This window comes from Sphaerochaeta sp., assembly GCF_050256055.1.
Classification (GTDB): Bacteria; Spirochaetota; Spirochaetia; order Sphaerochaetales; family Sphaerochaetaceae; genus Sphaerochaeta.
In genome coordinates this window covers 50200-76327 of the sequence record NZ_JBFWIJ010000007.1, presented here as the reverse complement: position 1 = coordinate 76327, position 26128 = coordinate 50200, and the positions used below count along the sequence as shown (strand labels likewise).

Here is a 26128-nt window from a genome sequence, read left to right as displayed (position 1 = left end):
CTCATTGCTTGGGATTGGTTTGGGCGTGTTGTTCCAGAAAACGGGATTTTTCACTGGCTGCCTGAACAGCCTGCATGACGGTGGCATCAAAGCCGCCTTCGGCCAAAGCCTGCATGCCTTCGATGGTCGTTCCTCCCGCCGAACAGACCATGGTAGCCAATTCCACCGGATTCTTCTGCGTGTGTTTCGCCAAGGCGACGGCACTGGCAGCCGTGTCTATGGCTATCTGCAGGGCCTGTGGATATGCAATGCCTTGTACGACACCGCCCATAGCCAGTGCATGGAAGAATTGCAATACGTAGGCAATGGCCGATCCGCTGATGCCGATGAATGCGGCGAACTGGCTCTCGGGAAGCAAGAATGCACTGCCGAAGGCCTCGGCAACAGATTTGGCATACTGGATGTGGGCATCCGAGCACCCCGCAAGGGGAGCGATTGCAGTCACCGCGCTGCGCATCTGTGCTGCGATATTCGGCATGAATCGTACCACTTCATCGGTTCCGAGTTCTTCATGCAAAACCATGAGTGGTACTCCTGCTGCGATGGATATCCAAGCCTTCTGATCACTGCCAAGAGCTCTGAGTTCAGGATACAAGGACGGAAGGATCTGTGGTTTTACGGCGAGCAGCAAACAGGATGATTGCGAAAACAACTCCTTCAACGAAGCGACTGCGACCAGACCGGCTTCTTTTGCGAAGGCTTGCGCCTTTGCCTGGTCACTGTCATAGACCAAGACATCACGGCCGAGGCTTTTGGCTATTGCGCCCCCCATATTCCCACATCCGATGATTCCTAATTGTTGCATGCTTGCTCCTCCCAGTGCAGATGATGCAGATTTCCCGTACCGCTGAGGCCGGGGAACTCGGTCTGTCTGAGGTATTCGTACGCGGCGACTGCCACGCTGTTGGAAAGGTTCAGGCTTCTGGCTTCACTGCGCATGGGTATGCGTACGCATTGGTTCGGATACCGTACCAGGATTTCCTCGGCAATTCCCGCACTTTCCTTGCCGAAGATGAGATAGGTCTCCTGCGGATAGTGGAGCTGAGTGTATGTTCGAGGTGCCTTGGTAGTGAAAAAATAAAGATTCTTATCGTGGTGTTCAGCGAAGAATGCTTCAACATTGGGATATTCCACCAAGGTAAGCAGCGGCCAATAATCCAATCCCGCCCGTCTCAGGTATTTTTCCTGGAGACTGAAGCCCAAGGGATGCACCAGATGCAGTGTCGCTCCCACTGCGGCACAGGTACGGGCGATGTTGCCGGTATTCTGTGGAATTTCTGGTTCGAACAGTACGATATGTAAAGCCATGGAACATCCCCCTACGGGCAAATCTACCACTTGGAGGAAATCAGTACAAGAGACAGCAGGTGATGGTGATTGAATTAACCAAGCTTGTAATGGCGGTCGCTTTATTCTAGACTTGCACCGACAGGGAGGAGTGTATGGCTTGGGAACTGGTAAAATCATTGGTATTGGGAGTAGTGCAGGGAATCACCGAATGGCTGCCGATCAGTTCGACCGGGCACCTGTTGTTGTTGGATGAGTTTTTGCACCTGGGTCTGGGCGCCCAAGCCAAGGAATTGTTCATGGTCATCATCCAACTGGCCTCGATTCTTGCGGTAATCATCCTGTATTTTTCCACCCTCAACCCTTTCTCCCCCAAGAAAGGAGTGCAGGAGCGTACACAAACCTACGTGTTGTGGCTCAAGGTGCTCATTGCCACCATTCCTGCCGGTGTGATCGGGATATTGTTCGACTCATTCGTTGAAGAGAAGCTCCATCGCTGGCAGGTCATTGCCGCTTCTTTGTTTGTCTACGGGGTGCTGTACATCATTCTGGAGAAAGGCTCTTGGGCCAAACGGCAAAAGCGGGTGAAAACCCTTGAATCGGTCACCTATACCGATGCAATGTTGCTCGGATGTTTCCAGATGCTTGCCTTGGTGCCGGGAACCAGCCGATCGGGCTCCACCATTCTGGGAGGCATCCTCATCGGCATGGAACGTCAGGTGGCGGCGCAGTTCTCCTTTTTCATGGCAATTCCCGTCATGGCCGGAGCCTCCTTGTTGAAATTGCTTAAACTCGGATTCTCCTATTCTGCCGAGGAGTACGCAATCTTATTCGTCGGTTTTGTCAGTTCGTTCCTCGTCTCTTTGGTGTGCATCAAGGCGTTGGTCGCTTACGTGCGTAAGCATGATTTTTCCGTGTTCGGCATCTACCGGGTGTTGCTTGCTCTTTTGGTGACGTTCTATTTCCTGGGTGCGGGAGTCTGAGATGCCGCTGCTTCTGATCATTTATCTGGCTTTCATCAGCCTTGGGCTGCCTGACGGGGTGTTGGGGAGTATCTGGCCGGTTATGCGCCAGGATCTCGGTCTGCCATTGTACAGTGCGGGCTTCATCGGAGCAGTGGTTTCGGTCGGCACGGTTGTTTCAGCTTTGAACAGTTACCGCCTGATCTACCGCTATGGAACCGGCAAAGTCACGTTGGTCAGCGTGTTCCTGACCGCTCTTGCCCTGTTGGGATTTTCCTTCGCCCCGAATCTGCCTGTATTGTTGCTTTGGGCTGTCCCTCTCGGGCTCGGAGCAGGCTCAGTCGATGCAGCTTTGAACAACTATGTGGCATTGCATTATCAAGCCCGACATATGAATTGGCTGCACTCCTTCTGGGGACTTGGGGCAAGTACCGGTCCGTTGGTCATGGGAATGGTGCTCAGCTTGCAGTACAGCTATCGTTTCGGATATCGGTTGTTGGGAGGTTTTCAGCTGATCCTGGTGGTTGTTCTGCTACTCTCAATTCGGCGATGGGAAGCCCCGCACAAGCCCGATCTTGTCGGACATGCTTCAGAACCAGAACAAGAACCGGTGAAACAAAGTGCTCTTGCCCTCGCTATGCTTGGCTTCTTCCTCTATTGTGCATTGGAAGTATCGACCGGACTTTGGGCGGTCAGTTACTTGGTGGAGGTCAAAGCCCTCGATGCCACTGAAGCTGCATTCTATGGTTCCTTGTTCTTTTTGGGCATCACCTCAGGCAGGATGCTCAGCGGGTTTGTATCGTTTCGCCTTTCCAATACTGCATTGATCAAGGGCGGGTTACTCGTTTGCCTGGTCGGGATCATGCTTCTCTTTTTCTCTTCCCTGCAAACCAGCGGATTCTCACTCCTGTTGCTCGGTCTCGGCTGCGCCCCTGTTTTCCCGAGCATGATCCATGAGACACCCCGACGGTTCGGTGTGGAGCAGAGCCAGAGGATCATCGGTTTAGAGATGGCCGCCGCCTATGTGGGCAGTACGGTGACTCCACCCCTCTTCGGCCTGCTTGCCTTGGTGCTTGGTCTTGCTTGGATGCCTGCTCTGCAGGTCTTCATCCTGTTCTTGCTGTTTCTCTCGATTCAGCTGATCAAGCGATTTCTTAATACCTAGATTTCCCTCTCTTACCCTGCTGTAGCAGGACAGCAGGGACAGTGGCTGGTGCCAGGTTGCAAAGCCTGCTGATTGGTGTATGAAAAAACAGTGATTTAGTAAGGAGTATGATTATTTGATGCAATATAGTTTTCAAAAACATAATTATCGGGTATACTCTATGCATATCAGATAAGGAGTATATCTATGGATGGACGATCGTATAGCGTTGTACTTTCCGGAGAAGCCGGGCAAGGACTGAAGACGATAGAGTCGTTGTTCATGGTCCTTTTACAAAAGAGTGGATACCATGCCTTCATCGCCAAGGAGTTTATGTCTCGGGTGCGAGGGGGAAACAATACCAGCGAAATTCGGATTTCCGACCGTTCGGTCGGAGCATTCATTACCAGGATCGATCTGTTGGTCGTGCTCAGTCGTAATGGCCTGAGCCGATTGTTGGACCGTATCGATGCACATACCCTGATCATCGGGGAGGAAGCCTACATCACCAGTGAACCGACCAAGGGCAAGTTGCTTGCCCTTCCGGTCATGGATCTGATGAAGGAGCTCGGCAATTCAATTTATTCAAATAATTTTTTCAATGGATTTCTCAGCGGGGTCTTCGGTTGTGATGAATCGATCGCCCTTTCCCTGATCGCTGGTCAATTCGCCGCGAAAGGGGAGGAGATTGTACAAAAGAATCAAGCATCCTTCCGTATGGGACTTGAGCAGGCGCAGAAAAGCGGTACACGCTTTGTGGTGGAAAAGGATAAGCAGGTGCTGTCGATGCATGCAGTCAAGGGATATGAGACCATCGGCATCGGGGCTTTGAGCGGTGGATTGGGTTTTGTCGCATCGTATCCCATGTCACCGGCCACCACTGTATTGGCATATCTGGCAAAACATGAACGCAGTCATGGGGTGCTGGTGGAACAGGCAGAGGATGAAATTGCAGCCATCAACATGGCCTTGGGTGCATGGTATGCAGGATCGCGCAGTATGGTGACCACCAGTGGAGGAGGTTTTGCCTTGATGACTGAGGGCATCAGTCTCAGCGGGGTCACCGAGACTCCTGTGGTGGTGCACCTTGCCCAGCGGCCCGGCCCGGGGACCGGTCTTCCCACTCGTACCGAGCAAGGGGATTTGAACCTTGCCCTGTATGCCGGTCATGGAGAATTCCCCCGGGTTATCCTCTCACCGGGTACCTATGAAGATGGGGTAAATCTAACCTACCACGCCTTCGAGACTGCCGATGCCTTCCAGATTCCGGTTTTTGTCCTTACCGATCAACATTTTTTGGACAGCGAGGGATTGCTTTCGCCCCTTGATTTCTCCAAGTTCACGGTACACAACCATATCATCAAGACGAAAACCGACTACCAACGGTATGCGCTCACCGAATCAGGGCTGTCGCCCCGAGGAATTCCTGGATATGGTGACGGTTTTGTGTGTGTGGATAGTGATGAGCATACAGAAGGGGGAAGAATCACCGAAAGTGCAACGGTCCGTGTCCAACAGATGGACAAACGGCTTCGCAAGGTATCTTCCTATCAGGATGTCCCGGTCAGGCTGGTTGGAGCAAAGGATTACAGCACATTGGTGGTCGGTTGGGGTTCTTCCTATCCGGTCATCGCCGAGGCTGTCGAGCAACTCGGCCATCCTGGGTTTGCCTTCGCATTCTTTCCCCAGGTCTATCCATTACCGAAGGAGACCCGAAGGATTCTGGAAAAGGCCAAGACCTTGGTCATTGTGGAAAACAATGCCTCTGCACAATTCGCCCAGCTCATTCGTCGCGAGACGGGCATCACCTTTGACAAGACCATCCTGCAGTACAACGGTAGTCCCTTTGCCGTGGAGCAATTGGTCGAATCCTTTTCGGAGGTACTCGCATGAAACAGACACGATATGATTTTTCTTCTGATATCGCTTGGTGTCCCGGTTGCGGGAATTTCATCTTGCTGCAGCTGCTCAAGGAAAGCCTGGAGGAGCTGGATCTCGATCCGAAGAACCTGGTGTTCAGCAGCGGCATCGGTCAGGCGGCCAAGATGCCCCAGTACGTGAACACTTCATTCTTCAACGGGTTGCACGGTCGCGCACTTCCGGTTGCCACCGCTGTCAAGCTGGCCAATCCGGAACTGCTGGTCATTGCCGAAGGGGGTGACGGAGATATGTACGGCGAAGGGGGGAACCACTTCCTCCATACCATCCGACGCAACCCGAATATCGTGCATCTGGTACACAACAACATGGTGTACGGCCTTACCCAAGGCCAGGCATCCCCGACCAGCGGGAAAGGGTTCGTCACCCCTATTCAGACCGAAGGGGTGATTCTTGAACCTTTCAACCCCTTGGCGGTGGCGTTGAGTCTGGATGCACCATTTGTCGCCAGGACATTCGTGGGAAATAGTGAATTGACCAAGCAGGTGATCAAGGAGGCGATAGCGTACAACGGATATGCACTTGTTGACATCTTCGATCCCTGTGTATCGTTCAATAAGATCAACACCTATGGATGGTACAAACAGAATACGTATGTATTGGATGAGCACTATGACAAGACTGACAAAGCATCAGCCATGGCCAAGGCTATGGAGGATGTCCCCTTCCCGTTGGGAGTGCTGTATGCAAAGAAGGAGCACAAGCCGACCTTGGAGGAACAGCATCCACTCTATCAGCAAGATCGTACTCCGTTGTACCGACGGTCACGAACAACAGCGGATCTAGAGCAGTTGCTGCAGTAGGGATGTTGCCCTAGGGTGGTCATTCCTCAACGGACTTGAGGTTTGTCGCCTTACACACCGATTTGCCTTGTTTCTGAAGCTGGAGCACCACCTGCTCCAGCTTCCGTTTTTTCTCATACGGATCGGCGAACAGTTCTTCCTGCAAAGGTCGATCCCCGCTGTAGAGTTGATGCAAACCGAGTCCGATCAAGCGCAAGGGAGTTCCTTCCTGCCATTTTTGCTGGAGCATCTGCAGGGCATAATGATAGATTTGTTCTGCACTGTACAGATTCGACTGCGGGGTAATCTGGATGGATGTGGTGGTGAAGTCGGGAAAACGGAGTTTCAAAGCTATTGTCCGACCCATCTGTTTTTCCTCCAAGGCACGGAACATGATCTCGTGACTCATGGCCAAAAGCGTTTGCTCCAATACATCCTTGGTCGTTACATCCTCGATGAATGTTGTTTCAGTTGAGATGGAATGGCTCTTGGACTCTTCCTTGAATATGCCCGGATCGATTCCCCGGCCGGCCAGATACAGAAAGTGTCCCATGCTCCGCCCGAAGAGATTTTCCAAGGTTGTTTCGCTGTAAGACCGGAGTTCTTCTGTAGTGGTGATGTGATGCTTTGCAAGCATGGTTTGGGTGACTTTCCCGACGCCCCATAGTTTTTTCAATCCCACCGCATCGATGAAGGCCTGTTCCTTGCCGGGCGATACCCTGCACAGCCCGTTCGGTTTATCGTAGTCGCTTGCCATCTTTGCGATGAAACGGCTAGGTCCGATGCCTACACTGATCGTCAGACCCGTTTGTGCATGCACCTCTGCCTTCAGGCGTTCTCCTGCTTGGCGGGGAAGCCCGAACAACCGGTTGGTCCCGCTCATATCCAGGAAGGCTTCATCGATGGAAATCTGCATGACATCACTGGAAAACTGACGAAGGATTTCCATGACCTTGCCGCTCATCTGGCTGTAACGTTCCATTCTTGGTTTCACTACCAAGGCATGCGGACAGAGGCGGAGGGCTTGGGTCATCGGCATGGCCGAATGTACCCCGAATGTACGGGCTTCATAACTGGCGGTAGACACCACCGAACGTTTGCTCAGACCTCCGATGATCAGGCACTTGCCCTTGTATTCAGGGTGGTCAAGTACCTCGATGGCAGCGTAAAATGCATCCATATCGACATGGAAAATGACCGGTTGCATTTGCTTATTCCTTTGGTGGAAGATAGATCCGATTTCTTTCATGCCTGAATCTTGTTTGTGCATCAGAGATGAGATGGTTCACCACCGTAACCATGTCATAGCCTTGCGATGCCATCAAGGCAGGGAAGTGGCTGGTTGCGGTCATGCCCGGGAACGTATTGATTTCATTCAGATAAATGTCTGAATTACTGACGAAGAAATCGATTCTGGCATAGCCGTCAGCTTTGATCGCAGCAAACGCTGCCCGTGCATAGCTGCGTATAGCCTCCTCGATGGTTGCATCCAGTCCACTGGGAATCTGGATGTGCGCGGTATTGATGGGACCGTATTTGTGGGCATAACTGAGGAAGCCCGCTTCTTCCCTGGCAGGATCGATGACTCTGCCGGGACCTGCAATGACCAGATTCCCATCCTCCAAATGCAGGGCGGCGCATTCGACTTCAACCATTGGATCGACCATGGTTTGGACCAAGACCCGCTCGCTGTACTGAAACGCTGTTTTCACTGCTTCTCTGAAACGATTCAGGTCTGCGTTCCTGAGGGAATGCACTCCCACCGATGATCCCCCATCCTCAGGTTTTATGAACAGATGGGGACCGAGGCGGGAAACGAGGTCTGCGAAGAACGCATCATTGAGGTCCTTCCGATTGACTTCTGTGATGAGGACTGTGGGTACAGTGGGGATGTGGTTTGCCTGAAACACCGCTGCGGCCAAAGCCTTATACATACCCAATGCACTGCTTACCGTGTCACAGCCGCAGAGTGCAAGGTTGCACAACAAGCAGAGTCCCTGCAGATTTCCATCCTCTCCGCCATGCCCGTGGGTGGTGGCGAACACTACCTCAATGTTCAGTTTCTTCTCGTCAAGAAACACTCCCTCTCCTGGTTTGAGATACAAGGGCCGGGTTGTGTCCACCGGAAAATTGACACAGTCGTGCTGCAGATACCAGATACCTTCGAGACTGATGCCGATGATGAGTGTGGTATGACCGGCCTCCCTGAGGGTGGTGAGCATGGCTCGTGCACTGGAAACTGAAACCTCATGTTCGGTGGAACGACCGCCATAGACGAGAGCTACCTGCATGTTCTCTTTTCCTCCTCATCGCGAAGAGCGCTGTGTACCTCTTCGAGTTCATCCCAGGCAATTTTTCCGTTTTCTCGTTCTATGCTTGTCTCATGGCCCTTGCCCAGAAACAACAAGGTGTCTCCGCTTTGTGCGATGGACAGGGCTTTGCGGATTGCCGCCCGCCTGTCTTCAATTTCCCAGACGGTGCAGGCATTGTTGTGCATCAGAAAGCGTAGGTCGCTGAAGATGGCTTGGTTTCCTTCCTTGCGGGGATCCTCTTCGGTCAGGATGATGGTGGAGCAGTATTTATTGGCTATTCTGCCCATCGGCGCACGTTTGGAGGTGTCTCGTTCTCCTGCGCATCCGAAAACGGCGATGATATCACCGCCTTCACTGGTCCGGCTGGCAAAGCGAAAGATCCCTTCATAGGCATCCGCGGTATGGGCGAAGTCGATGATGACCCGTAATCCAAGGAGATTGTCCACGATCTGCATCCGTCCCTTGACCGGTTGCAGCGTGACAAGATGATCCAGCAATCTATTCGGCTCGATGCCCAGTACCGAGCTTGCACAGAAGGTCGCCAAAAGTGCGTTGGTCGCAAGACTGGGGAGGAGTACCGGAGTTTGGATCCGCCGTCCGAGCACCTCTACGATGACGCCATGATAATGCATGTATTCAATGCGCATCGGAACATCTCGGCCCAGCACAATGGCTGATTGCCTGTCATGCAATGCTTCAAGGAATGCGTCCAATTTGAGATTGTCCGTGCTGCTTATCAGAACCCCGTCGCTTTTCAGGGCTCGGACAAGATTCACCTTGGCCTGGGTATAGGCTTCCAGGCTATGGTGGAATTCCAGATGTTCGCTGGTGACTTTGGTGACAATCGCACCGATGAATGTAATGCCTGCAAGACGGCTGAATGTGTCACTCAGTGCATGGCTGGTGCATTCCAATACGACGAAGGAAACTTTGTTGAGGACACAACGGTGAAGGAATGCGTACAGTTGGTCAGGCTCCGGCGTACTCTGTCGATACGGGGAATCGACTTTTCCCGAGCCGTCGTCCATACTGACAGTTGTCAAAAGCCCGGTTGTATTCCCTTCCTTGCTGAGGATTTGGTGGAGGTAGTCGCAGGTTGTGCTTTTGCCGTCCGTGCCGCTGACCCCGATGATGGCAAGTGTATTCTGTGGATCGTCATACAAGCTGGCGCACATGAGGGCGAACAGCCGATGGCTTTGCTCGACTTGATAAATGAAAATCTCTCTGGATTGTGCAAGCACAGGGATTTCCTGTTCACTGATGATGCAGACCGCTCCGTTGGCGATGGCTTGTCGGATATAGAGATTTCCATTGGTGTGGAGGCCGGTGAAGGCGAAAAATACCGAATTGGGCGTGCATTGACCTGAATGTTGGCAGATAGATTGGATGGTGAGTTCCTGGGGTACGCGTTCGTCATATATGCCGATTGCGCTCAATAGTGACCGTAACGTTTTCATAGTCTGTATGGTACCAGCACAACCTGTGCACTACAATAGCCGAACAGGACTGTTGTTCTGGCCCGTCCGTCGAATTTTTGCTATGCTTTGCCGAGGAGAAGGTAATGAAGATGAAGCGAGTGTTGATGACCCTTCTGGTTGTGCTCGTCCTGGTGGGCAGCTTGGTCGCATTTCCGTTGGACAGTGTATCCACCTCAGCCTGGGCTATGGCTGGAGCGGGTCTATCCTTGGACTACGCACCGGATTCCTTCGCAGCGAATCCAGCGTTGCTGGCTATGCAACAAGACCGGTCATCCTCCTTCGTCGCGGCAATTCGCTATGAGGATGCATTTTTGCAGTCCAATTTCAGCAACCATCTCACCAATCCATTGCTTGAGCATCCTCAGTCCGACTGGGCGCTCGCTTTCACAGCAGGAAGCTTGGCTTTCTCCATCCAGAATCGGAATGCACTGGAGAATCGAGTGGATTTTGCCGATTACACCCAGTATACGGGTAAAAGAAATACATTGTTCCAATTTGATTGGGCAACCGGAAAGGCCCCGTTGTATTTTGGTCTGACGGCAAAGGCGCTGGGGCAGAGCGAACGGAATACCGTTGAAATTGGTGCAGACCGGTTGTTGCTGGACTATTTCATCCAGACAGCGATCGGTTCATATGAACCGGTTGACAACCAAAGCAGTGTTTCGTTCGGCCTTGGGTTGTTGCTTGATTATCATTGGTTCAAAATGGGGGTGGTAACCAACCAATTTGCGTATTCGAGCAGCGACAATCCTTTGGTCATCAGTTTCGATTCCTTGCTCAAAACCATGGATTGGGGTTTCTCCTTCAGTTCTCCCACCTACGATGGAGACAACCAATTGCATCTGTTCAAGATTGAGGCAGCCGTTGATCTGCTCAATATCAGTTCCAATGAGGACCGGCAGTTTCGTGCCGGTCTTTCGATGAAGCTGCAATTGCTCCCGACCTGGACGATCAGTTTCTTGACCGGTTACCGGGAACCCAAGGCAACCCCATCGGACCTGCTCAGCATCGATCTGGCGAATGGATTCCAAACCTTCGGCTTGATCATACGCATGGATACCTTCAATCTGATCTGTTCGTATGGTATTCCCACCGCTTGGTATCTGAAGCAGGATTCCAGCGCCGATCCAACCTTCCAGGTGGGAGCGACGCTGATGCTCTGAACTCAATTTCGGGATCGTCCTTTCAGACTTTTGTACAATTCGAACCAAACGATGGAGAGCATACCGGACAGGGTGGCTGCCCCGATCGCCCAGAGAGGGATGGATGCGAAGTGAAACACCTGCTGCAACGGCCTGATGCTGATCACCAAGGCCAGGAAAATCAGAGCGGCCGACATGACCCATCCCAACGCCGCATTTGCGTGTCTGAAGCTTTTGCTGATGCGTTCGGTCCAGGACCGGTTGGTCAGGATCAAGGCAAGATTTGAGATGATCAGGGTGATGAAACTACCCGTCCGTTGTGCTTCGAGCGAAAAGCCTGCATACTTGAATCCGAACCATGTGCATAGCACAAACAAAAGGGAGACCAATCCTTGCAGCGAGCTGATGAACAACATGGATCTGCTGAACAGCGACGAGGCGTAGGATGCTGGTGTGCGTTGCATGACCCCGGCTTCTTCCTCTTCACATTCGAAGACGATGGAACAAGCCGGATCGATCAACAGTTCAAGAAATACGATATGTACCGGCAGCAACGCCAATTCCTTCCACTGGAAGAGCACCGGAATGATCGACATGCCTGCAATCGGAATATGGACGCTGACGATATAGGCCATGGCCTTGCGCAGGTTGTCGAAGATGCGTCGTCCGATTCTTACCGCCCAAACAATGGAGGAGAAATCATCATCCAAAAGTACCAGTGAGGAGGCCTCCCTGGCGACATCGGTTCCCCGTTGACCCATGGCGATGCCGATGTCGGATGCCTTGAGTGCAGGGGCGTCATTCACTCCGTCTCCGGTCATGGCGACCCGTTCCCCGTTTGCCTTCAAGGCCTTGATCAATTGCAGTTTCTGCTCGGGGATGACCCGGGCGAATACATTGCAATGTTTCAACTTTTCCTGCAAGACCGAATCCTCGAGCGTTTCCAGCTCCATACCGGTCATGACCATCGATGGATTGTCCAGTCCGATTTGCCCTGCAATATTGCTTGCCGTCTGCGGATAGTCGCCGGTGATCATGACCACCCGGATGCCTGCCTGATGACACAAGCCAATCGCCTCGGAGGCTGTAGGCCGGATGGGATCGGCCAGTGCAACAAGGCCGAGGAAGTCAAAGTCGAAGTCATGCTGACTTTCCGGCAGTGCTTCTCCCTTTGCGTAGGTACCTTTTGCCACGGCGAGGATGCGCAGTCCTTTGCCGGCCATATCGGATACTTCCTCAAAGATGGCCGAACGGGCTTCTTCGTCCAGATGGCAGATATCCATGATGGTTTCCACAGCCCCTTTTGCCGCTACTTCATAGGTCTTTGCCGTTTCATTTTTCCAAACATTGGTGACACTGAAAAATCCTTGGGAGAGCGGGTATTCCCGTACGATATCCCAAGAGGGATGTACATGCAGTACATCGATCAATTTCTGGTCTGCCACTTCAAGAAACGCCTTCTCCATCGGATCGAACGGGTCTTTCCGGCTGGCCAGTATGCCGTATTCGATCAGGGGGTGCAAAGATTCGGGGACGGTTTTCTTCTTTTGGGGATCTTGGATGAACCGTTCGCCGTCGGCCCAGAGTTGTTGCACCTGCATTTTGTTTTGTGTGATCGTCCCGGTTTTGTCGGAACACAGCACGGTCGCCGAACCGAGGCTTTCCACTGCATGCATGCGTCTGGCAAGTACATGTTTTCGGGAAATTCTTGATGCTCCCAAGGCAAGGAATATGGTCAGCACCACGGGAAATTCCTCGGGGAGCATGGCCATAGCCAAGGTAATGCCGCTGAGTACTCCTTCCAACCAGTTCCCACGGGTTAGCCCGTAGACCACGATGATCAAGAGACAGAGAACGGCGGCGATAACAAAGAAGAGCCGTACTATCTTGTTGGTCTCCCGTTGCAAGGCTGTATCTTCACGGTCGAGCGACTGCAGCGATTCCCCGATTTTTCCCATCTCGGTGTTGCTTCCGGTGCTTCGTACCCGGTACACTCCCTGTCCGCCGACTACCAGGCTGCCTGCATAGACGAACAGTGAGGATTCTGCATTGGGACGTTGCATGGGGCAATCGGAATCCGCATACCCTTCGACCGCCTGCTTGGTCACCGAGACCGACTCACCGGTGAGCAGCGATTCGTCGATGCTGAGATTCGCCGCCCAGAGAACGACTCCGTCAGCAGGAACCCGTTCGCCTTCGGAAAGGACTACGATGTCATCAGGTACGACGTCCCGTCCTGCAATGGTGATGCGTTCTCCGTCCCGGATGACCATCGCCCGTGGGCTGGATAGGTCGCGCAGCGCTTCCAGGGTCTTTTCGGTTTTCCCTTCCTGCACAATGGTGATGCCCATCATAATGATGACAAAAAGCAACAGCATCAGGGCATCCTGTGGTTCCCCGATGATCAGGTAGAGGGTTCCACAGGCGATGAGCAACAGGAACATGGGTTCCCGCACAACCGAGAGAATTATGTGGCCCATCCCTCGTTTTTTTGCTTGTTGGAGCGTGTTGTGTCCGTAGGTGGCGAGTCGTTGGGCGACTTGTGATTGCGATAGTCCGGTAAGTGAGCGAATGGCACGTTCATGCATGGGTGACCATCCTTTGTGTGGTGTAGGTCCGGTCTCAGTCTTTGAGTCCGGGGGAGTCCCACAGATACCTCTGCTGCCGATAAGGCCCAGCCCAAGCTTGATCTCCCGAGATTGGCTCATCCTACTGTATGACAGTACATAAGTCAATGCATTATATAGAGATGTTTGTCACCTGAAACTTGGCTGAATCTAGAATGAGGGAGGAATCAGATTGTTGTTGCAGGGTTGCTGATTGTTGGTAATCCATTCTCCATGGAAGAAATAAGGGCGATGGAAGTAGCTATGCTGCAGGAAACAGAAATGATGAAAAAAAGTGTGCAGGATGTAAGCGGTTGAAAACACTTGATTTGGTGCATGGCATGCGCCCTTTTCCATACTTGACACGCCTTCCCCCCCACTATATAGTCAAACGGTAGAACGTTTGAACCTGTAAGGAGTAGAGTATATGTCCAAAGCACATAGAGGCAGTGGTATCAGGAGCGAAGTGAACCATGGACGTGGTCAGTGCCCCGTTTGCAAGCGAACCGAAGTCAAGGTTATGTATGAAGTGACTGTTGACGGTGAGAAGGTCAAGGTTTGCAAGCCCTGCAACGCCCATCTCAAGGCAACTGCCGCCAACTGAGGATTATCCTTGGGAATGAGACTGCCCGAAACGGCAGTCTTTTTTTATCGTTGGAAGGGAATTGCATGGATACCAAGTCACCTACCTGTTATCTGGTGGGGATCAAAGGAACCGGCATGGCGAGTCTAGCCGTCTTGTTGAAGCGACAAGGCCGGGTGGTCCGCGGATGCGATACCGACGAACAGTTCAGTACCGATGTGTTGTTGCGTGAACATGCCATCCCAGTCGACCATGGGTTTCATGAAGACCTGCTTCCCTTGGATACGGACTTGGTGGTACATAGCAGCGCCTATGATCCCACGCTTCCCATTCTGGTTCATGCCGCTTTACGTGGCATACCCGTATATTCCTACCCGCGATATCTGGCCTGTCTTTCCCGTCTGCAAGATAGTTATGCAGTGGCGGGGACTCATGGGAAGACTACTACCTGTGCGGTTGCCAGCCACCTTCTGGCAAGTGTGAGCAACCGACGATTCCCCTTCTATACCATCTATGGTTCGCGCCAGTTGGGTGGATCCTCCGATACTTTCTTCGGGACGGATTGTGCCTTGTTCGAAGCCTGCGAATATCAGGATCATTTCCTTTCCTACCGGTTCCGGGGCGCCGTGGTCACCTCCATCGAGCATGACCATCCTGATTATTTTCCAACGAAAGATTCCGTGATTGAGAGTTTCAAACGCTTTGTCGATGCTCTGGAGGCAGGTGGCTTTCTCATTGTCTGCAGCGACGATGCAGGAGCAAAGGAGCTGGGTCGGTATGCCAAGAAGCACCGAGCTGATCTTACGTTGCTCTCCTATGGTTTTTCTGCCTCCGGTCCATTTCAGATTCTGAAAGGTGAGGAGGGAACGTATCGTGTTTCCATCCTTCCTGATTATTCCTTCGCCCTTGCGGTTCATGCCCCTGCATTGGTGAATGACTATGTCGGGGCTATGCTTCTCTCGCTTTCCATCCTGTTGGATCGTCCCAAGCCGAATCTGTACTGCTCTGATGAGGTTCTGATCACCGATGAGGTGGTTCCCACCTTGGTGGGGCGACTCGGTTCCCACCTTGCATCCTTCAAGGGGTGCAGCGGTCGTACCGAGTATCTGTTCTCGGAAAACGGGGTGACGTATCTGGATGATTACGCACATCACCCGACTGAGATCATGACTTCCCTCGAAGAGGTCAGGTCGGCCTATCCCGGGCACCGTGTATTGGTGCTCTTCTGTCCGCATACGGCAAGTCGGACCAAGGCCTTGATCGACCGATTTGCTGCAGCCTTTGATGGGTGTGATGCCGTCATTGTACAAAAGACCTACGCATCGGCAAGGAACGATCAAGCGGAAGGAACGGATCCGGCACGAGATCTAGCCGTTCGATTGCAAGGACGGGACGGGTGTCCGGTCGCCTATTGCGATACCGACCAGGCATGCATCAGCCAAGCGGCAAGCTGGTTGCAAGAGAATTGGTTGTGTATTACCATGGGTGCGGGCAATAATCGCCATCTTTGCCGTGAGATTGCCGCATTCCAAAGGAGCTTTTGATGAAGAGCATGACCGGGTATGGATTTTCAGAGTCCATCGGAGAACAATTTCAACTTGCCGTTGAACTCAAGTCGTACAATAATCGGTATTTGGATATCAATCATACCATTCCCTATATGCTTGCACCTTTCGAGATGGAAATCGACAAGCAGATAGCATCAGTAGCCAGTCGGGGGCATATCGAGGTGAACATCAGGCTCAGAAATCAGGTTGCCGATGTTCAGTTGAGTGTGGATCCGGTGGCGGTGGAAAAATACACAGAAGCCTTTGCCAGGATCGCCGCATTGGCGAACAAGGCGCTGAAGCCCCAGCTCTCCGATTATCTGGCGAGCGAAGGTGTCCTGAACCAAGAGAAAACCAGCGACAGCGAGCGGTATCGTAGTATCCTGTTTGCTACCTTGGACCAAGCTATGGTCCAGTTCCGGCAGAGCAAGGAACGCGAAGGTGAATCGACAAAAGCCGACCTCATTCGTTTGGGAAATGTCGTCAAGGAAGGCCTAGCGGTTGTGCACAGCCATGCCGATGATCTGGAACGCATGGTGAAGGATACCTTGCGTTCCCGCTTCGAGGAGATGCTGGGGGACAAGAACTATGACGAGAACCGCATTCTTCAGGAAGTCGCCGTCATGTTGGTCAAATACTCAGTCCATGAGGAGATCAAGCGGTTGGGTGTGCATCTGAAAGAATATTTTACCCTGTTGGAGAAAAATGAACCGGTGGGCAAGCGGCTTGATTTCCTGTGTCAGGAAATGAACCGGGAGATCAACACCATAGGGAGCAAGAGCCAGATGGTGGAACTGAACCTGCAGGTGGTGAAGATGAAGGATGGCCTTGAGAACATCCGCGAACAGATTCGCAACATTGAGTGACGGGGGTGGATGTGCGTATTGCAATTAGTGGGAAAAGCGGTTGTGGAAATACCACCGTCAGTCGGTTGGTAGCTTCCCAATTGGATTATCCGATGATCAACTTTACCTTTCGCACACTCAGTGAGGAAAAGGGGATTGAATTCTGGACCTTCTGCAAAATGGCCGAACAAAGTGACGAATTCGATCTTGAGGTTGACAGACGGCAGGTGGAGATGGCCCTTGCCCAACCGAATTGTGTTTTGGGCAGCAGGCTTGCAATCTGGATGCTCAAGGAAGCTGACCTGAAGGTCTATCTGACAGCGAGTACCGAAGAACGTGCCCGAAGGATAACCGAGCGTGAAGGGGGAACGCTACAAGAGCGGCTGCAGCAGACAATGATGCGTGATGCGAATGACAGCGCACGATATATGCGTCTCTATCAGATTGACAACAGTGACACATCCATCGCTGATCTGGTCATCGACAGCTCCGACAAAGGGCCGGAACAAGTCGCAGCCTTGATTCTCCAAGAGGTGAGAAACCGTGAAAAGCGTTAGATGCATCATACTGATTACTCTCATGCTTCTGCCATTCAGCCTGTCGGCCAGACCCTATATCGGGCTGAGCCAAGGCAATGTCTCCACATCCTTGGAACTTGGCATGGTGGGCAGAAGAGCGGAGCAAAGCCTCTCCCTTTCTGTTCCGACCTTGGAAAGCTCCTCCCCTTTGACGATGCCGTCAGTCCAGGCGCGACTGTTTTTCCGTACCCAGCGTTTCAGCCCGATCGTTTTGGGTGTGGGCTTGCTCGGTGCTGTTGGATGGCAGGATGCAAATGCGTGGGCGGTAGGGCTGGGGGGATCGGTTGCACTTTCCTATGAATTCATTGCCAAACGCGGTATTCTGTTCGTAGAAGGTTCCTACCTTCCCTTGCTGAGCGTCCAGGGGACCGCCGTCGATCCGGCCATGGAACACCAGATGAAACAGTATGTGCGCATCGGCTATCGGCAGGTTCTGTGAGGTCTGTACATTTCTGAAGGAAATTATTATAGTAAGAGAGTTGTATCATTACCGTCCTGTAGGGACAAGGAGTTGAACGGTGAGCATTCCATTGAACAGCCTTATTGACTATGAGGATAATATCTACCAAATTACCTGCGTGGCTATCAAAGAGGCGAATATCCTGAGTAATCCCGGATGCGGCGGAAAGGAAATTGAGGAGAACAATGGCAAGATCGTCAGTGAAGTCCTCACCAGAGCTCTCAAAGGTGAAATCCACTTCGATACACCCGACGCAGAGTAACGCATTCGCAGAGATCATTTTTCTCTTCGGCCCGACAGGGGTCGGAAAAACAGAACTTCTTTTGGATCTTGATCCAAAGAAGTTTTCTGTTATCAATGCAGATTCCATTCAAGTGTATCGGTACCTCGACATCGGCTCGGCGAAAGCTTCGCTGGAGGTGCGGCATTCGATTCCCCATCATCTGATCGATATCAAGGACCCGTGGGAACAATTTTCCGTCGGTGAATTCATTGCATACGCCGACCAGGCGGTTGCATCCATTCACCAGGAAGGGAAGATACCGGTGATCAGCGGGGGGACTGCCTATTATTTCAAGCATTTTCTCTATGGTTTGAGTGAGGCCCCTCCGAGTGACGAGGGGGTCCGGCTCGCTGTAGCCCAGCGCATCGAGCAAAATGGGCGTGCATGGGCGTACGAGTACCTCAAGCAGATCGACCCGATTTCGGCACAACGAATCCACCCGATGGACATGTACCGGGTATCGCGCGCTTTGGAAGTCTATGAAAAAAGCAAGCGCCCCCTTTCCTCATTTTCCCTACCCGATACGCCCCGGAACGGCATGCATCCGCTGGTTATCGGGCTGATGCGTGAAAGCGATCAGCTCAGAACCCGTCTGGCCTTGCGGATCAAACAGATGTTCGATCAAGGGCTTGAGGATGAGATTCGCTCGCTGCTGAGAATGGGAGCCCAAATGTCATGGCCGGGCCTGCAAGGCATCGGATATCGTGAATTCTTCCAGGCGATGGAGCATGGAGAGTGGTCTCGTTCGATCATCGCCGACCAGATTGAACGCAACAGCAGACTCTACGCGAAGCGTCAGATGACGTTCTTCAAAAGCTTTGCACAGGTCCAATGGATGAATGCCGATGAAAAAGGCGAAATCCTTACTGCAATCCAGCGGTATTTGCACCCCGACTGTATGTCTCTACAATAATCCGCCCCTGCAGTTGTACGTGCGGTGAGCTGATGCCGGTAATCTCATACCAGCCGCGTTTGCCCATCTCGATGGTGAACTGCTGGGTGATGTCGTAGGTGAAGATGGGTATTCCCTTGGTTCCTGCGTCGGTTTGTTCTTCTTGATCGCTATAGGAATAGGGTGTGTACAAGACTCCTTGGGCCTCATAGGTATTTTCTGAAATTGGCTTGACCGAGAGATCGGTAACCCCATAGAGGAAGGTTCCTTCCAAAATTGCCGGCTTCCCGTCGGCAATCCATTGGTTCGGGTCGACTTGTGTGTTGATGCCTTCATAGGCCTGGCGGGTTTGTCGGGTGACGAAGAGATTGGTCACTTCCATGGCCGCAGGATCCTTGGTTCCTTTCGCCAACGAGGCTTCCATCTTCTCCAGATTCAAGGCATTTTGTCCGGCATAATATTCCTCGATGATTTGCACCGGCGGCATGCCTGCTGTATAGGGTGGGGTCAAGGCAACTTGGATTCTGTTGACGGTAAACCAGGTGACTGCGGTTGCCACAACCAATACGGTGATGACCAGCCACCCCTTCTTTCTCCAGAAAACACGGAGGTTTGCTCGTTTTTCCTGCTTCTGCAGGAAGGTGGTGCATTGCGGGTCAACTTTCCAATCCTCGAAACGAGGAGCTTGAGTCCGATTCTCCAAGTTCCACGTAAGGCCTTCGGTCTGTTCCAAGAACCAAGCCAAAGCCTTCTGGCTCTCCTTGTTTCCGGTGGCGTCCCGCTGTCTGGTCAGACTCATCGTCAGGGTGCGGTCAATGAATGCGACCCCATCGGCATCAAGACCGGTGTCCATCAATGACAGCGGCAATGGCCTGAAGGAATCTTCTCTGGTTTGTTTCGCGGCAAACGGAGCAATGCCCGATGCACTGTAATACAAAATGGCGCTCAATTGGTCGCATAACGAGAAGGGGGCATGCACTCCGTGGTGGACCCATGCCGAGGTTTGCGCATAGCGCGTCTCTTCATCTGCACAGGAAGCGAATAGATCAGCAATATCCTGGGGAAGCAGGAGAATTCGTCCATCTTCAACCGCCCAGATTCGCCACAACGGCAGGATGCCGCTTGAAAGGTCCAGAAAGGAGGAAGGCAAGTCGAGCAGTGCCTTTGCGAGTGTGCGGACAAAGCTGAGGGCCTCGCTCCGACGCGTGGTAGTCAATTCGGTGAACGGGAAAATGGGAAGTGGTTCGAAGGTCAGGCAGCGCTGTCCGTCGATGACACTGATACCTTTCCAATACCATGGGGCAAGGGACTGCCCGTCAAACAGATACCCCTGCGCTTTCTGGCCTTGCAGCAGATAGGAAGGCAGTTCCTGGTCCTGGGAACCGATGGAGATGCATTGCATCAGTACATGATCGATCAGGTGGGTGAAGGTACGATTAGCGTTTGACATCTGAAGCTCCTTGGCAGGCACACAGGTGCCATACATGTTTTTCCGTCCCTTCGGTGATCGGCTCAATGGCGGGATATTCCCTGCCTTGGCAGAAAGTGCCCAACAGGTTCCAGGATCCTTTTCGGCCCAAGGCCAGACGCAAGGCATCCAGACTGAAACGGTTACAGCTGCTGATCTTCGGACCGAGGAAATTCGCATTGGAAAGCAATGCATCGGTAAATGCCTGTCCATGTTCCTCAGCCTGTACCGAGGGAAGGAGGGCGTTGGCATTCGCCGACACTACGAACAGGGTGCTTTGCTCGTGTTTGATGATATATTCGAGAATATCCGCATATTTTCGGATCTGGCCGGAGGTACAACTTCCTGCCAACAACGGAAGCACCTTTGCCTGTGGATGGTAGCTTTGGATGAAGGGCAGGGTCAGTTCCAGAGCCGGCTCCTCCACGAAATAGCTTTCTTCCTGCATGAGTGCCGTTGCAAAGTTCTTTGTAAGGTCGGTGATCAAGGTGGATGCCCATCTTGTTTCCTTGCCGGCAATCCTCAGCGCCGATGACTCGGGTGCAAACAGGAATGCAGGTTCATGGATCGTCAGCACCTCCTGGTGCAACGGCCCGAGGAATACGATGAGTTCAGGGTGCAATGATGCGGTTTCGGCAAAACTGCGACTCATCGCTTCAGTGATGAGTGAAAGCGATGCATGGGGAACCAAGATGGATGAGGGAAGCATTCTGAGTAAGCCGCTTGCTGGGCGTACGGCAGTCCATTGGTCCAAGGTTTTTCTGTCCTCAGGATAAAAAATGGTATGGTGGCAGGAATCACGCATCGTCATGCTCCAAAAGTAATCGTGCAAGCCGCTGTTCGTCCAGTACGACTGCAAGGTTTTTTTCCTGTGTGGGGAGAACCAATCCTGTTTTTCCCCCTTTTGCTCTCCTGAGGTGCTTCACTTGGGTGTAGTACAAATCGGCTTTTCCCTCCTTCTTGGCTTTGGAGAACACGATGGCCAGATTCGCCGCATCGAGCAGAACCTCCAAGGGAACGGACTTTCCTTTGTTGTATTTGATGAATACATAGCCTCCTGGATAGTCACGGGTATGCATCCAGTAATCGTTGCCCCGGACATAGTGGCGGAGCAATTCATCGTTCTCCTTCGCATTCCGTCCCACCATCAGGGTGAATGCACCGCTTTGGATGGTAAGGCCCGGACTCTGCACCTTGGCTTGGGAGACCGATGTCTCCGAGGACAGCTCCTTTTTGAAACTTCTGATCGCTGCCTGCTGATTATCTTCGCTTCCCTCAAGCAGGGATGCAAAATGCAGTTCAGCCTGGGCAAGTTCCTCTTTGGCTCTCAACACTTCGCGTTCGGCATTCTCATAGGCACCTTTTGCTTTCTGGTATTTTTCGTAGTACAGGAGGATGTTTTCCCTGCCCTTGCGCTTGGGATCGAGCTCTATGACCACGGTTTCCCCGGTTTCCCAGTCCTCAAGCTCCACCTGTTGCTGGTTGTCTTTCAATTGATGTTGGTTGGCGCTCAACAAATCAGCAATCTTGCGTATTCTCAGGTAGTCCTCGCTTGCTTTGAGCGTGCGCAGGTGGCTGGCTAGGGTGGTGGTCAGGCTTTTGAGTTCCCTCTCGCGTTTGGCTTCCACCTTTCGTTTCAATTCCTGATAGGTGAACTCGTTGCTTTCGCTCCCGTACTCCTGCTCGATTTGACGGTTGAAGGAAGTGTCGGTCCGCTCCCGGATGAGAAAATCCCTTCCTTCCTCCAGCCTTGGAGGGGGGAGGGTGTAGGTCTGCCCACTGGCTTCACCCCGGTTCGGTCTGCGGTAGAGCAGATCGAGAATGACATCATCTGCATCGGTGATGAGGATGTTTGCTCCCGGTCCGCTGTAGAAACGCAGATACAGATTGAGCAAAACCCCATGGTTGTCGAGCCGTAGGTGTACCAGTCGATCGTAGGGTTGCTGCTGGACGGCCACGATTTTGGAACCTTGCAGGTTGGCACGGCAGAATTGGATGAAACGCTGTAATTTGGCTGTTTTGCCCTGTTGGTTCACCGTTACCGGACGGGTGAGCAGATGCAGTCGTGAGAAGGGTGTTCCGATTTCCGTATACAGCGTCCATCGACCGGTCTCAGGGTGGTAGAAGTTCCAGCTTAGGGAATGGAAATCGTGTTGGATGGTCTGTTGTAATGAGCTACCGACAAGCGGGAGCTCAGAGAGGATCAACTCGATCTCACGCCAATTGAGACTCATATTCCCTCCTCACCTGCTCATGGGCCAAAGCAACCCCGCCTGCGAGATAGAAGGATCCACATACCAGAATGGCAGCGTGTTCCGAGGTGACGGAATAGGCTGTCCGCAAGGCTTCCGTATTGTCTTCTCGAAGTAGGATCGTCGCCTCGATCCCTCGTTCCTTGGCTTTCTGGTTGAATAAGGAAAACAACAGAGCAATGTCACTCTTTTTGTAGGTGCCCGGTTTGCTGATGATGATTTTGGTGAAATGATCGAGCACCAAGTCAACCATATGCTGATGATCCTTATCTTCCAAGGCCCCGTATATGATGGTATTCTCCGTTCCTTGGTGAAGTGATGAGAATGATTCAAGCAATGCGGACAATGAATGGGTGGTATGAGCACCGTCGACATAGAGAGCCGGCTTCGATGCCAATTGCTGGAAACGTCCGGGTATTTGGTTGTCTTGCATGGCTTTGACGACGCGCTGGTCGTAAAGTCCCAGCGTGCGGAGAACCAGCAGGGCCAAGGCGCTGTTCTGCGCCTGGACGCTGCCGCGCATCGAAAGGGTCAACGTTTCCTTTCCGCCGTTCTTCCACGAATAGGTCACCACTTCCCCTTCGGTTGTGGTCGTGCTTGCAAGGGAAAGCAAGGCATCATCCAGTTTGTAGAGGGGGCTGTGTTGCGTCTGCGCCTCGCGCTCGAATACCTTCATTGCATCTTCTTGCTCGTAGCCGACGAAGACGGGTACACCTGCTTTGATGATCTTGCTCTTTTCCGTGGCTATCTCGGTGATGGTGTTTCCCAGAATCTTGGTATGCTCCAGTTCGATGGGACAGAGTACGCAGGCCTCAGGCAGGATGGTGTTTGTCGCATCAAGCCTTCCTCCAAGACCAGTCTCGATGACCGCCCATTGGCAAGCGGTGGCTGCAAAGAGCATATAGGCATATGCAGTATAGAGTTCGAAGGTGGTAGGATTGGTTTCTCCCCATTCATCCCGGAAGTGGAAGTGCTCTAGGCGACGTTGCAGTTCCTTTCCGGTCTCGACCAGAAGCCGGTCATCAAAGAATGTTCCGCTGAGCGTGAAGCGCTCACGATAATCGGTCAGGTGCGGGGAAAGGTACAATGCGGTTTTGTACCCGAGTGCGGTCAATGCACTGGCCAGGTAACTGGCCGTCGATCCTTTTCCTTTTGATCCAGCGAGATGAATTTTCCGGAACGAGCGCTCGGGGTTGCCGATATGCTCGAGCAACGCCTGCATACGATCCAGACGGTAGGTGCGGGTGGTATAATGATCGGTTTGCTTTTCCAGATTGGTAAAGCTTTCCATGAAATGAATGACATCGTCAAAACTACAAATCTGCATGTTCCAAACTTCCTCGACGTCAACTGTAGACGCTCGGAGGATTTTGGTCAACGCAAGGTTCCAAGAGATGCTGCGTTTGCATGCCTTGCTGTATGGCCGAATAGTACGGTGTTTGGAGGCTTCCCGTCAAATCGGAAACGGGCATCAATCCACGATGTGCAGTGCAGATGAAGGATCATGCGGGAAAATACCGGCCTCTGTCATGGTCCTCATGTGACGGTACATGCTGATGCCCGAATACCCATCCGCCTCGATGCGGTACTGCTTCAGACAACCGGAATTACAGGGAGTTCCCTCACCGCTTGTGGATGAGAACAGGCATCTTCACCCAGCCTTGGATCCGTTGTTTTTCCTTCCCAGACGTGCTGCACAAGCGAGTATTACACTATGACGCAATGTGAAAACGTGTCACGAAAATCTTGATTTTTCAAACTCATTCCGCCTATAGTATAGAAAGCAGGCATGGTATTCCATGCACTACGAGGAGTTGGATTATGGCTAGTGCAAAGAACGCTCCCAAACCCTGGGATTTTCTGGATGCCTTCCGTGGTACGATGTTCGAAGGCGAATGGCCGACCGTCGTACAGATGTTTGATATTTCCGTCAAGCGATATCCTGACAACAAGTGCTTCACCGCCTTTGTTCCGAAGAAGGAAACCTTCTCCTATGCCGAGGTGCATGCTTTTGTTACTGAAATTGCCAAATATCTGGTATCAAAGGGGATAGGAAAGGATGACAAGGTTGCGGTAAGCGGCAAGAACAGCCCGGAATGGGCCATGGCATATTTGGGAATTCTCTATGCCGGAGCGATTGTCGTTCCGTTGGACAGCACACTCAACAACAAGGACATGACCAAATTGATGGATTTTGCCGGGGTGAAGATTCTCTTTGCCGATACGGACCGTCTCGCTGATTTCGATACGGAGAATGCCTTGGGTTTGGTTGATCGCATCAGTCTGGAACCGGGTTCGGCGTTTCCCTTTGTCTTGGATGTAAAAGCAGACGCAAAGGGGGATTTCCACAAGGCTCAGAGCGATGAAACCGCCGCAATCCTCTTTACCAGCGGTACGACGGGGACTCCCAAGGGTGTCATGCTCAGTCACCGCAACCTGGTAAGCGATTGTTATCTGGCCCAAGGGAACATGAATCTCTATCCAAGCGATGTGTTCTATGCCATTCTGCCCATCCACCATGCGTATACCATGATGGCGGTATTCTTCGAGGCGATCAGCGTGGGTGCTTCCATCGTATTCGGCAAGAAGCTCATCATCAGTCAGGTGCTGAAGGAGCTGCGGGAAGGGGAAGTGACCATGTTCCTTGCCGTTCCGATGCTGTTCAATAAAATGATCGGAGCCTTGATGAATGGGGTGCGTGAGAAAGGAATCGTGCTGTATGGTTTCATCCGCTTTTTGATGGGTGTATCCGGTCTCTTGAAGAAAATTTTCAAAGTCAATGTCGGCAAGAAGATGTTTGGTTTTCTGTTGAAGAAGCTCTCGCTGGAGAAGAACCGGATTTGTATCAGCGGCGGCGGTCCACTTCCAGCCTCCACCTTCAAAATGTTCAATGAGCTCGGCATCGACTTTGTGCAGGGGTACGGCCTGACGGAAACCAGCCCGATCACCCACCTTAATCCTGTTGAAGCATACATAGAAACGTCGGTAGGGAAGAAGGTTCCCCAGACTGAGGTGAAAATCGTCCAGCCGGATGCGGAAGGGAATGGGATCATCTACATCAAGGGACCCATGGTGATGCAAGGCTATTACAACAATGCCGAGGCTACCGGCGAAGTGCTTGAGGACGGCTGGCTTAATACCGGGGATGTCGGACACCAGGACGGGCAGGGCTACCTGTATCTCACCGGTCGAGCGAAGAACATCATCGTGACCGAAGGCGGCAAGAATGTCTTCCCCGAGGAAATCGAGGACCATTTCCAGCTCTATAATGAGATAGATACCATCTGTGTTCTCGGGTATCTGATTGACAAGAAAACGAAGAGTGAGGGAATCCGAGCTTTGGTGTATCCTGCCGAGAAATATCGTGAGGATATGAACAAGGAACATGGTACGGAAGCGAAGCAGAAGATTGAGCAGCGGATACAGCAGATCGTCAGTGAGGTGAACAAGGAATTGCAGCCCTACAAGAAGATCACCCGGGTGACGGTAGTCGATGAACCGTTGGAAATGACAAGTACCAAGAAAGTCAAGCGCTTCGTAGTTGCACAGAAGTACAAGGACTAGGTATA

23 protein-coding genes are annotated in these 26128 nt (G+C 52.3%); 13 read left to right on the top strand and 10 right to left on the bottom strand.

What is annotated here, in order from left to right; translation table 11 throughout:
• Nucleotide 1 precedes the first annotated feature (1 nt).
• Complete coding sequence (proC, locus tag AB7C91_RS04485) at nucleotides 2-805, bottom strand: pyrroline-5-carboxylate reductase (protein ID WP_332446346.1); 804 nt, start codon at nucleotides 803-805, stop codon at nucleotides 2-4.
• The gene (locus tag AB7C91_RS04480) at nucleotides 793-1308 is read right to left on the bottom strand and encodes a tRNA (cytidine(34)-2'-O)-methyltransferase (protein WP_332446345.1); all 516 of its coding nucleotides are present in this window, start codon (nucleotides 1306-1308) and stop codon (nucleotides 793-795) included. Before AB7C91_RS04480 ends, proC begins: the two co-directional genes overlap by 13 nt.
• 134 nt (nucleotides 1309-1442) lie before the next feature.
• Here AB7C91_RS04480 and AB7C91_RS04475 point away from each other — a divergent pair, with 134 nt between their 5' ends.
• The 4 genes from AB7C91_RS04475 to AB7C91_RS04460 all read left to right on the top strand — a co-directional run bounded on the left by AB7C91_RS04475 (nucleotide 1443) and on the right by AB7C91_RS04460 (nucleotide 6134).
• The gene (locus tag AB7C91_RS04475) at nucleotides 1443-2270 is read left to right on the top strand and encodes an undecaprenyl-diphosphate phosphatase (RefSeq protein ID WP_332446344.1); all 828 of its coding nucleotides are present in this window, start codon (nucleotides 1443-1445) and stop codon (nucleotides 2268-2270) included.
• Between the two features lies 1 nt (nucleotide 2271).
• Nucleotides 2272-3414 carry an MFS transporter gene (locus AB7C91_RS04470; RefSeq protein ID WP_428589490.1) on the top strand — a complete coding sequence of 381 codons (1143 nt, stop codon included), beginning with the start codon at nucleotides 2272-2274 and terminating at the stop codon, nucleotides 3412-3414.
• A gap of 186 nt (nucleotides 3415-3600) precedes the next feature.
• Nucleotides 3601-5286, top strand: a complete 1686-nt coding sequence (locus AB7C91_RS04465) for a 2-oxoacid:acceptor oxidoreductase subunit alpha (protein ID WP_332446342.1) — start codon at nucleotides 3601-3603, stop codon at nucleotides 5284-5286.
• Entirely contained in the window at nucleotides 5283-6134 is an 852-nt protein-coding gene (locus AB7C91_RS04460; protein WP_332446341.1) for a thiamine pyrophosphate-dependent enzyme, read from the top strand. Before AB7C91_RS04465 ends, AB7C91_RS04460 begins: the two co-directional genes overlap by 4 nt.
• A gap of 19 nt (nucleotides 6135-6153) precedes the next feature.
• On the opposite strand, the gene dinB is transcribed toward AB7C91_RS04460, so the two are convergent.
• The 3 genes from dinB to AB7C91_RS04445 are packed head-to-tail and all read right to left on the bottom strand — an operon-like array spanning nucleotide 6154 to nucleotide 9882.
• Nucleotides 6154-7320, bottom strand: a complete 1167-nt coding sequence (gene dinB, locus AB7C91_RS04455) for a DNA polymerase IV (RefSeq protein ID WP_332446340.1) — start codon at nucleotides 7318-7320, stop codon at nucleotides 6154-6156.
• Between the two features lie 4 nt (nucleotides 7321-7324).
• The gene (locus AB7C91_RS04450; protein WP_428589485.1) at nucleotides 7325-8404 is read right to left on the bottom strand and encodes a D-alanine--D-alanine ligase family protein; all 1080 of its coding nucleotides are present in this window, start codon (nucleotides 8402-8404) and stop codon (nucleotides 7325-7327) included.
• On the bottom strand, nucleotides 8395-9882 hold the full coding sequence (locus AB7C91_RS04445) for a UDP-N-acetylmuramyl-tripeptide synthetase (RefSeq protein WP_332446338.1): 1488 nt from the start codon (nucleotides 9880-9882) through the stop codon (nucleotides 8395-8397). Before AB7C91_RS04445 ends, AB7C91_RS04450 begins: the two co-directional genes overlap by 10 nt.
• 104 nt (nucleotides 9883-9986) lie before the next feature.
• On the opposite strand from AB7C91_RS04445, the gene AB7C91_RS04440 reads away from it, so the two are divergent.
• Nucleotides 9987-11066: a hypothetical protein gene (locus AB7C91_RS04440; protein WP_332446337.1), complete on the top strand. Its 1080-nt coding sequence runs from the start codon at nucleotides 9987-9989 to the stop codon at nucleotides 11064-11066.
• A gap of 2 nt (nucleotides 11067-11068) precedes the next feature.
• On the opposite strand, the gene AB7C91_RS04435 is transcribed toward AB7C91_RS04440, so the two are convergent.
• Nucleotides 11069-13633, bottom strand: coding sequence for a cation-translocating P-type ATPase (locus tag AB7C91_RS04435; protein WP_332446335.1), 2565 nt, complete (start codon nucleotides 13631-13633; stop codon nucleotides 11069-11071).
• A gap of 445 nt (nucleotides 13634-14078) precedes the next feature.
• Here AB7C91_RS04435 and AB7C91_RS04430 point away from each other — a divergent pair, with 445 nt between their 5' ends.
• The 7 genes from AB7C91_RS04430 to miaA all read left to right on the top strand — a co-directional run bounded on the left by AB7C91_RS04430 (nucleotide 14079) and on the right by miaA (nucleotide 18860).
• Nucleotides 14079-14255, top strand: a complete 177-nt coding sequence (locus AB7C91_RS04430; RefSeq protein ID WP_332446334.1) for a hypothetical protein — start codon at nucleotides 14079-14081, stop codon at nucleotides 14253-14255.
• Between the two features lie 65 nt (nucleotides 14256-14320).
• Nucleotides 14321-15778 (top strand): UDP-N-acetylmuramate--L-alanine ligase, encoded by a 1458-nt coding sequence (locus AB7C91_RS04425; RefSeq protein ID WP_428589479.1) that lies wholly within the window; start codon nucleotides 14321-14323, stop codon nucleotides 15776-15778.
• The gene (locus tag AB7C91_RS04420; RefSeq protein ID WP_332446332.1) at nucleotides 15778-16647 is read left to right on the top strand and encodes a YicC/YloC family endoribonuclease; all 870 of its coding nucleotides are present in this window, start codon (nucleotides 15778-15780) and stop codon (nucleotides 16645-16647) included. Before AB7C91_RS04425 ends, AB7C91_RS04420 begins: the two co-directional genes overlap by 1 nt.
• Before the next feature lie 11 nt (nucleotides 16648-16658).
• Nucleotides 16659-17183, top strand: a complete 525-nt coding sequence (cmk, locus tag AB7C91_RS04415; protein WP_332446331.1) for a (d)CMP kinase — start codon at nucleotides 16659-16661, stop codon at nucleotides 17181-17183.
• 22 nt (nucleotides 17184-17205) lie between these two features.
• Nucleotides 17206-17643, top strand: coding sequence for a hypothetical protein (locus tag AB7C91_RS04410; protein WP_332446330.1), 438 nt, complete (start codon nucleotides 17206-17208; stop codon nucleotides 17641-17643).
• Between the two features lie 79 nt (nucleotides 17644-17722).
• Nucleotides 17723-17926 (top strand): hypothetical protein, encoded by a 204-nt coding sequence (locus AB7C91_RS04405; protein WP_332446329.1) that lies wholly within the window; start codon nucleotides 17723-17725, stop codon nucleotides 17924-17926.
• Nucleotides 17892-18860 carry a tRNA (adenosine(37)-N6)-dimethylallyltransferase MiaA gene (miaA, locus tag AB7C91_RS04400; RefSeq protein ID WP_428589474.1) on the top strand — a complete coding sequence of 323 codons (969 nt, stop codon included), beginning with the start codon at nucleotides 17892-17894 and terminating at the stop codon, nucleotides 18858-18860. The genes AB7C91_RS04405 and miaA overlap by 35 nt, the downstream gene beginning before the upstream one ends.
• Here miaA and AB7C91_RS04395 read toward each other — a convergent pair.
• From AB7C91_RS04395 to AB7C91_RS04380, 4 genes are read right to left on the bottom strand one after another with little or no spacing between them, the layout of a single operon-like run.
• Entirely contained in the window at nucleotides 18811-20289 is a 1479-nt protein-coding gene (locus tag AB7C91_RS04395; RefSeq protein WP_428589471.1) for a hypothetical protein, read from the bottom strand. The two genes, miaA and AB7C91_RS04395, sit on opposite strands and share 50 nt — an antisense overlap.
• Entirely contained in the window at nucleotides 20276-21118 is an 843-nt protein-coding gene (amrB, locus tag AB7C91_RS04390; RefSeq protein WP_332446326.1) for an AmmeMemoRadiSam system protein B, read from the bottom strand. Before amrB ends, AB7C91_RS04395 begins: the two co-directional genes overlap by 14 nt.
• The gene (locus tag AB7C91_RS04385; protein ID WP_428589468.1) at nucleotides 21105-22541 is read right to left on the bottom strand and encodes an NFACT RNA binding domain-containing protein; all 1437 of its coding nucleotides are present in this window, start codon (nucleotides 22539-22541) and stop codon (nucleotides 21105-21107) included. Before AB7C91_RS04385 ends, amrB begins: the two co-directional genes overlap by 14 nt.
• Nucleotides 22522-23886 carry a bifunctional folylpolyglutamate synthase/dihydrofolate synthase gene (locus tag AB7C91_RS04380; RefSeq protein WP_332446324.1) on the bottom strand — a complete coding sequence of 455 codons (1365 nt, stop codon included), beginning with the start codon at nucleotides 23884-23886 and terminating at the stop codon, nucleotides 22522-22524. The genes AB7C91_RS04385 and AB7C91_RS04380 overlap by 20 nt, the downstream gene beginning before the upstream one ends.
• A 494-nt stretch (nucleotides 23887-24380) precedes the next feature.
• Between AB7C91_RS04380 and AB7C91_RS04375 the strand changes: the two genes are divergently transcribed.
• Nucleotides 24381-26123, top strand: a complete 1743-nt coding sequence (locus tag AB7C91_RS04375) for an AMP-dependent synthetase/ligase (RefSeq protein ID WP_428589465.1) — start codon at nucleotides 24381-24383, stop codon at nucleotides 26121-26123.
• Nucleotides 26124-26128 lie beyond the last annotated feature (5 nt).

Excerpts from the sequence above, each read along its gene's own strand:
- proC (WP_332446346.1), bottom strand. The coding sequence starts at position 805 with ATGCAACAATTAGGAATCATCGGATGTGGGAATATGGGGGGCGCAATA.
- AB7C91_RS04480 (WP_332446345.1), bottom strand. The coding sequence starts at position 1,308 with ATGGCTTTACATATCGTACTGTTCGAACCAGAAATTCCACAGAATACC.
- AB7C91_RS04475 (WP_332446344.1), top strand. The coding sequence starts at position 1,443 with ATGGCTTGGGAACTGGTAAAATCATTGGTATTGGGAGTAGTGCAGGGA.
- AB7C91_RS04470 (WP_428589490.1), top strand. The coding sequence starts at position 2,272 with ATGCCGCTGCTTCTGATCATTTATCTGGCTTTCATCAGCCTTGGGCTG.
- AB7C91_RS04465 (WP_332446342.1), top strand. The coding sequence starts at position 3,601 with ATGGATGGACGATCGTATAGCGTTGTACTTTCCGGAGAAGCCGGGCAA.
- AB7C91_RS04460 (WP_332446341.1), top strand. The coding sequence starts at position 5,283 with ATGAAACAGACACGATATGATTTTTCTTCTGATATCGCTTGGTGTCCC.
- dinB (WP_332446340.1), bottom strand. The coding sequence starts at position 7,320 with ATGCAACCGGTCATTTTCCATGTCGATATGGATGCATTTTACGCTGCC.
- AB7C91_RS04450 (WP_428589485.1), bottom strand. The coding sequence starts at position 8,404 with ATGCAGGTAGCTCTCGTCTATGGCGGTCGTTCCACCGAACATGAGGTT.
- AB7C91_RS04445 (WP_332446338.1), bottom strand. The coding sequence starts at position 9,882 with ATGAAAACGTTACGGTCACTATTGAGCGCAATCGGCATATATGACGAA.
- AB7C91_RS04440 (WP_332446337.1), top strand. The coding sequence starts at position 9,987 with ATGAAGATGAAGCGAGTGTTGATGACCCTTCTGGTTGTGCTCGTCCTG.
- AB7C91_RS04435 (WP_332446335.1), bottom strand. The coding sequence starts at position 13,633 with ATGCATGAACGTGCCATTCGCTCACTTACCGGACTATCGCAATCACAA.
- AB7C91_RS04430 (WP_332446334.1), top strand. The coding sequence starts at position 14,079 with ATGTCCAAAGCACATAGAGGCAGTGGTATCAGGAGCGAAGTGAACCAT.
- AB7C91_RS04425 (WP_428589479.1), top strand. The coding sequence starts at position 14,321 with ATGGATACCAAGTCACCTACCTGTTATCTGGTGGGGATCAAAGGAACC.
- AB7C91_RS04420 (WP_332446332.1), top strand. The coding sequence starts at position 15,778 with ATGAAGAGCATGACCGGGTATGGATTTTCAGAGTCCATCGGAGAACAA.
- AB7C91_RS04410 (WP_332446330.1), top strand. The coding sequence starts at position 17,206 with ATGCTTCTGCCATTCAGCCTGTCGGCCAGACCCTATATCGGGCTGAGC.
- AB7C91_RS04395 (WP_428589471.1), bottom strand. The coding sequence starts at position 20,289 with ATGTCAAACGCTAATCGTACCTTCACCCACCTGATCGATCATGTACTG.
- amrB (WP_332446326.1), bottom strand. The coding sequence starts at position 21,118 with ATGACGATGCGTGATTCCTGCCACCATACCATTTTTTATCCTGAGGAC.
- AB7C91_RS04385 (WP_428589468.1), bottom strand. The coding sequence starts at position 22,541 with ATGAGTCTCAATTGGCGTGAGATCGAGTTGATCCTCTCTGAGCTCCCG.
- AB7C91_RS04380 (WP_332446324.1), bottom strand. The coding sequence starts at position 23,886 with ATGCAGATTTGTAGTTTTGACGATGTCATTCATTTCATGGAAAGCTTT.
- AB7C91_RS04375 (WP_428589465.1), top strand. The coding sequence starts at position 24,381 with ATGGCTAGTGCAAAGAACGCTCCCAAACCCTGGGATTTTCTGGATGCC.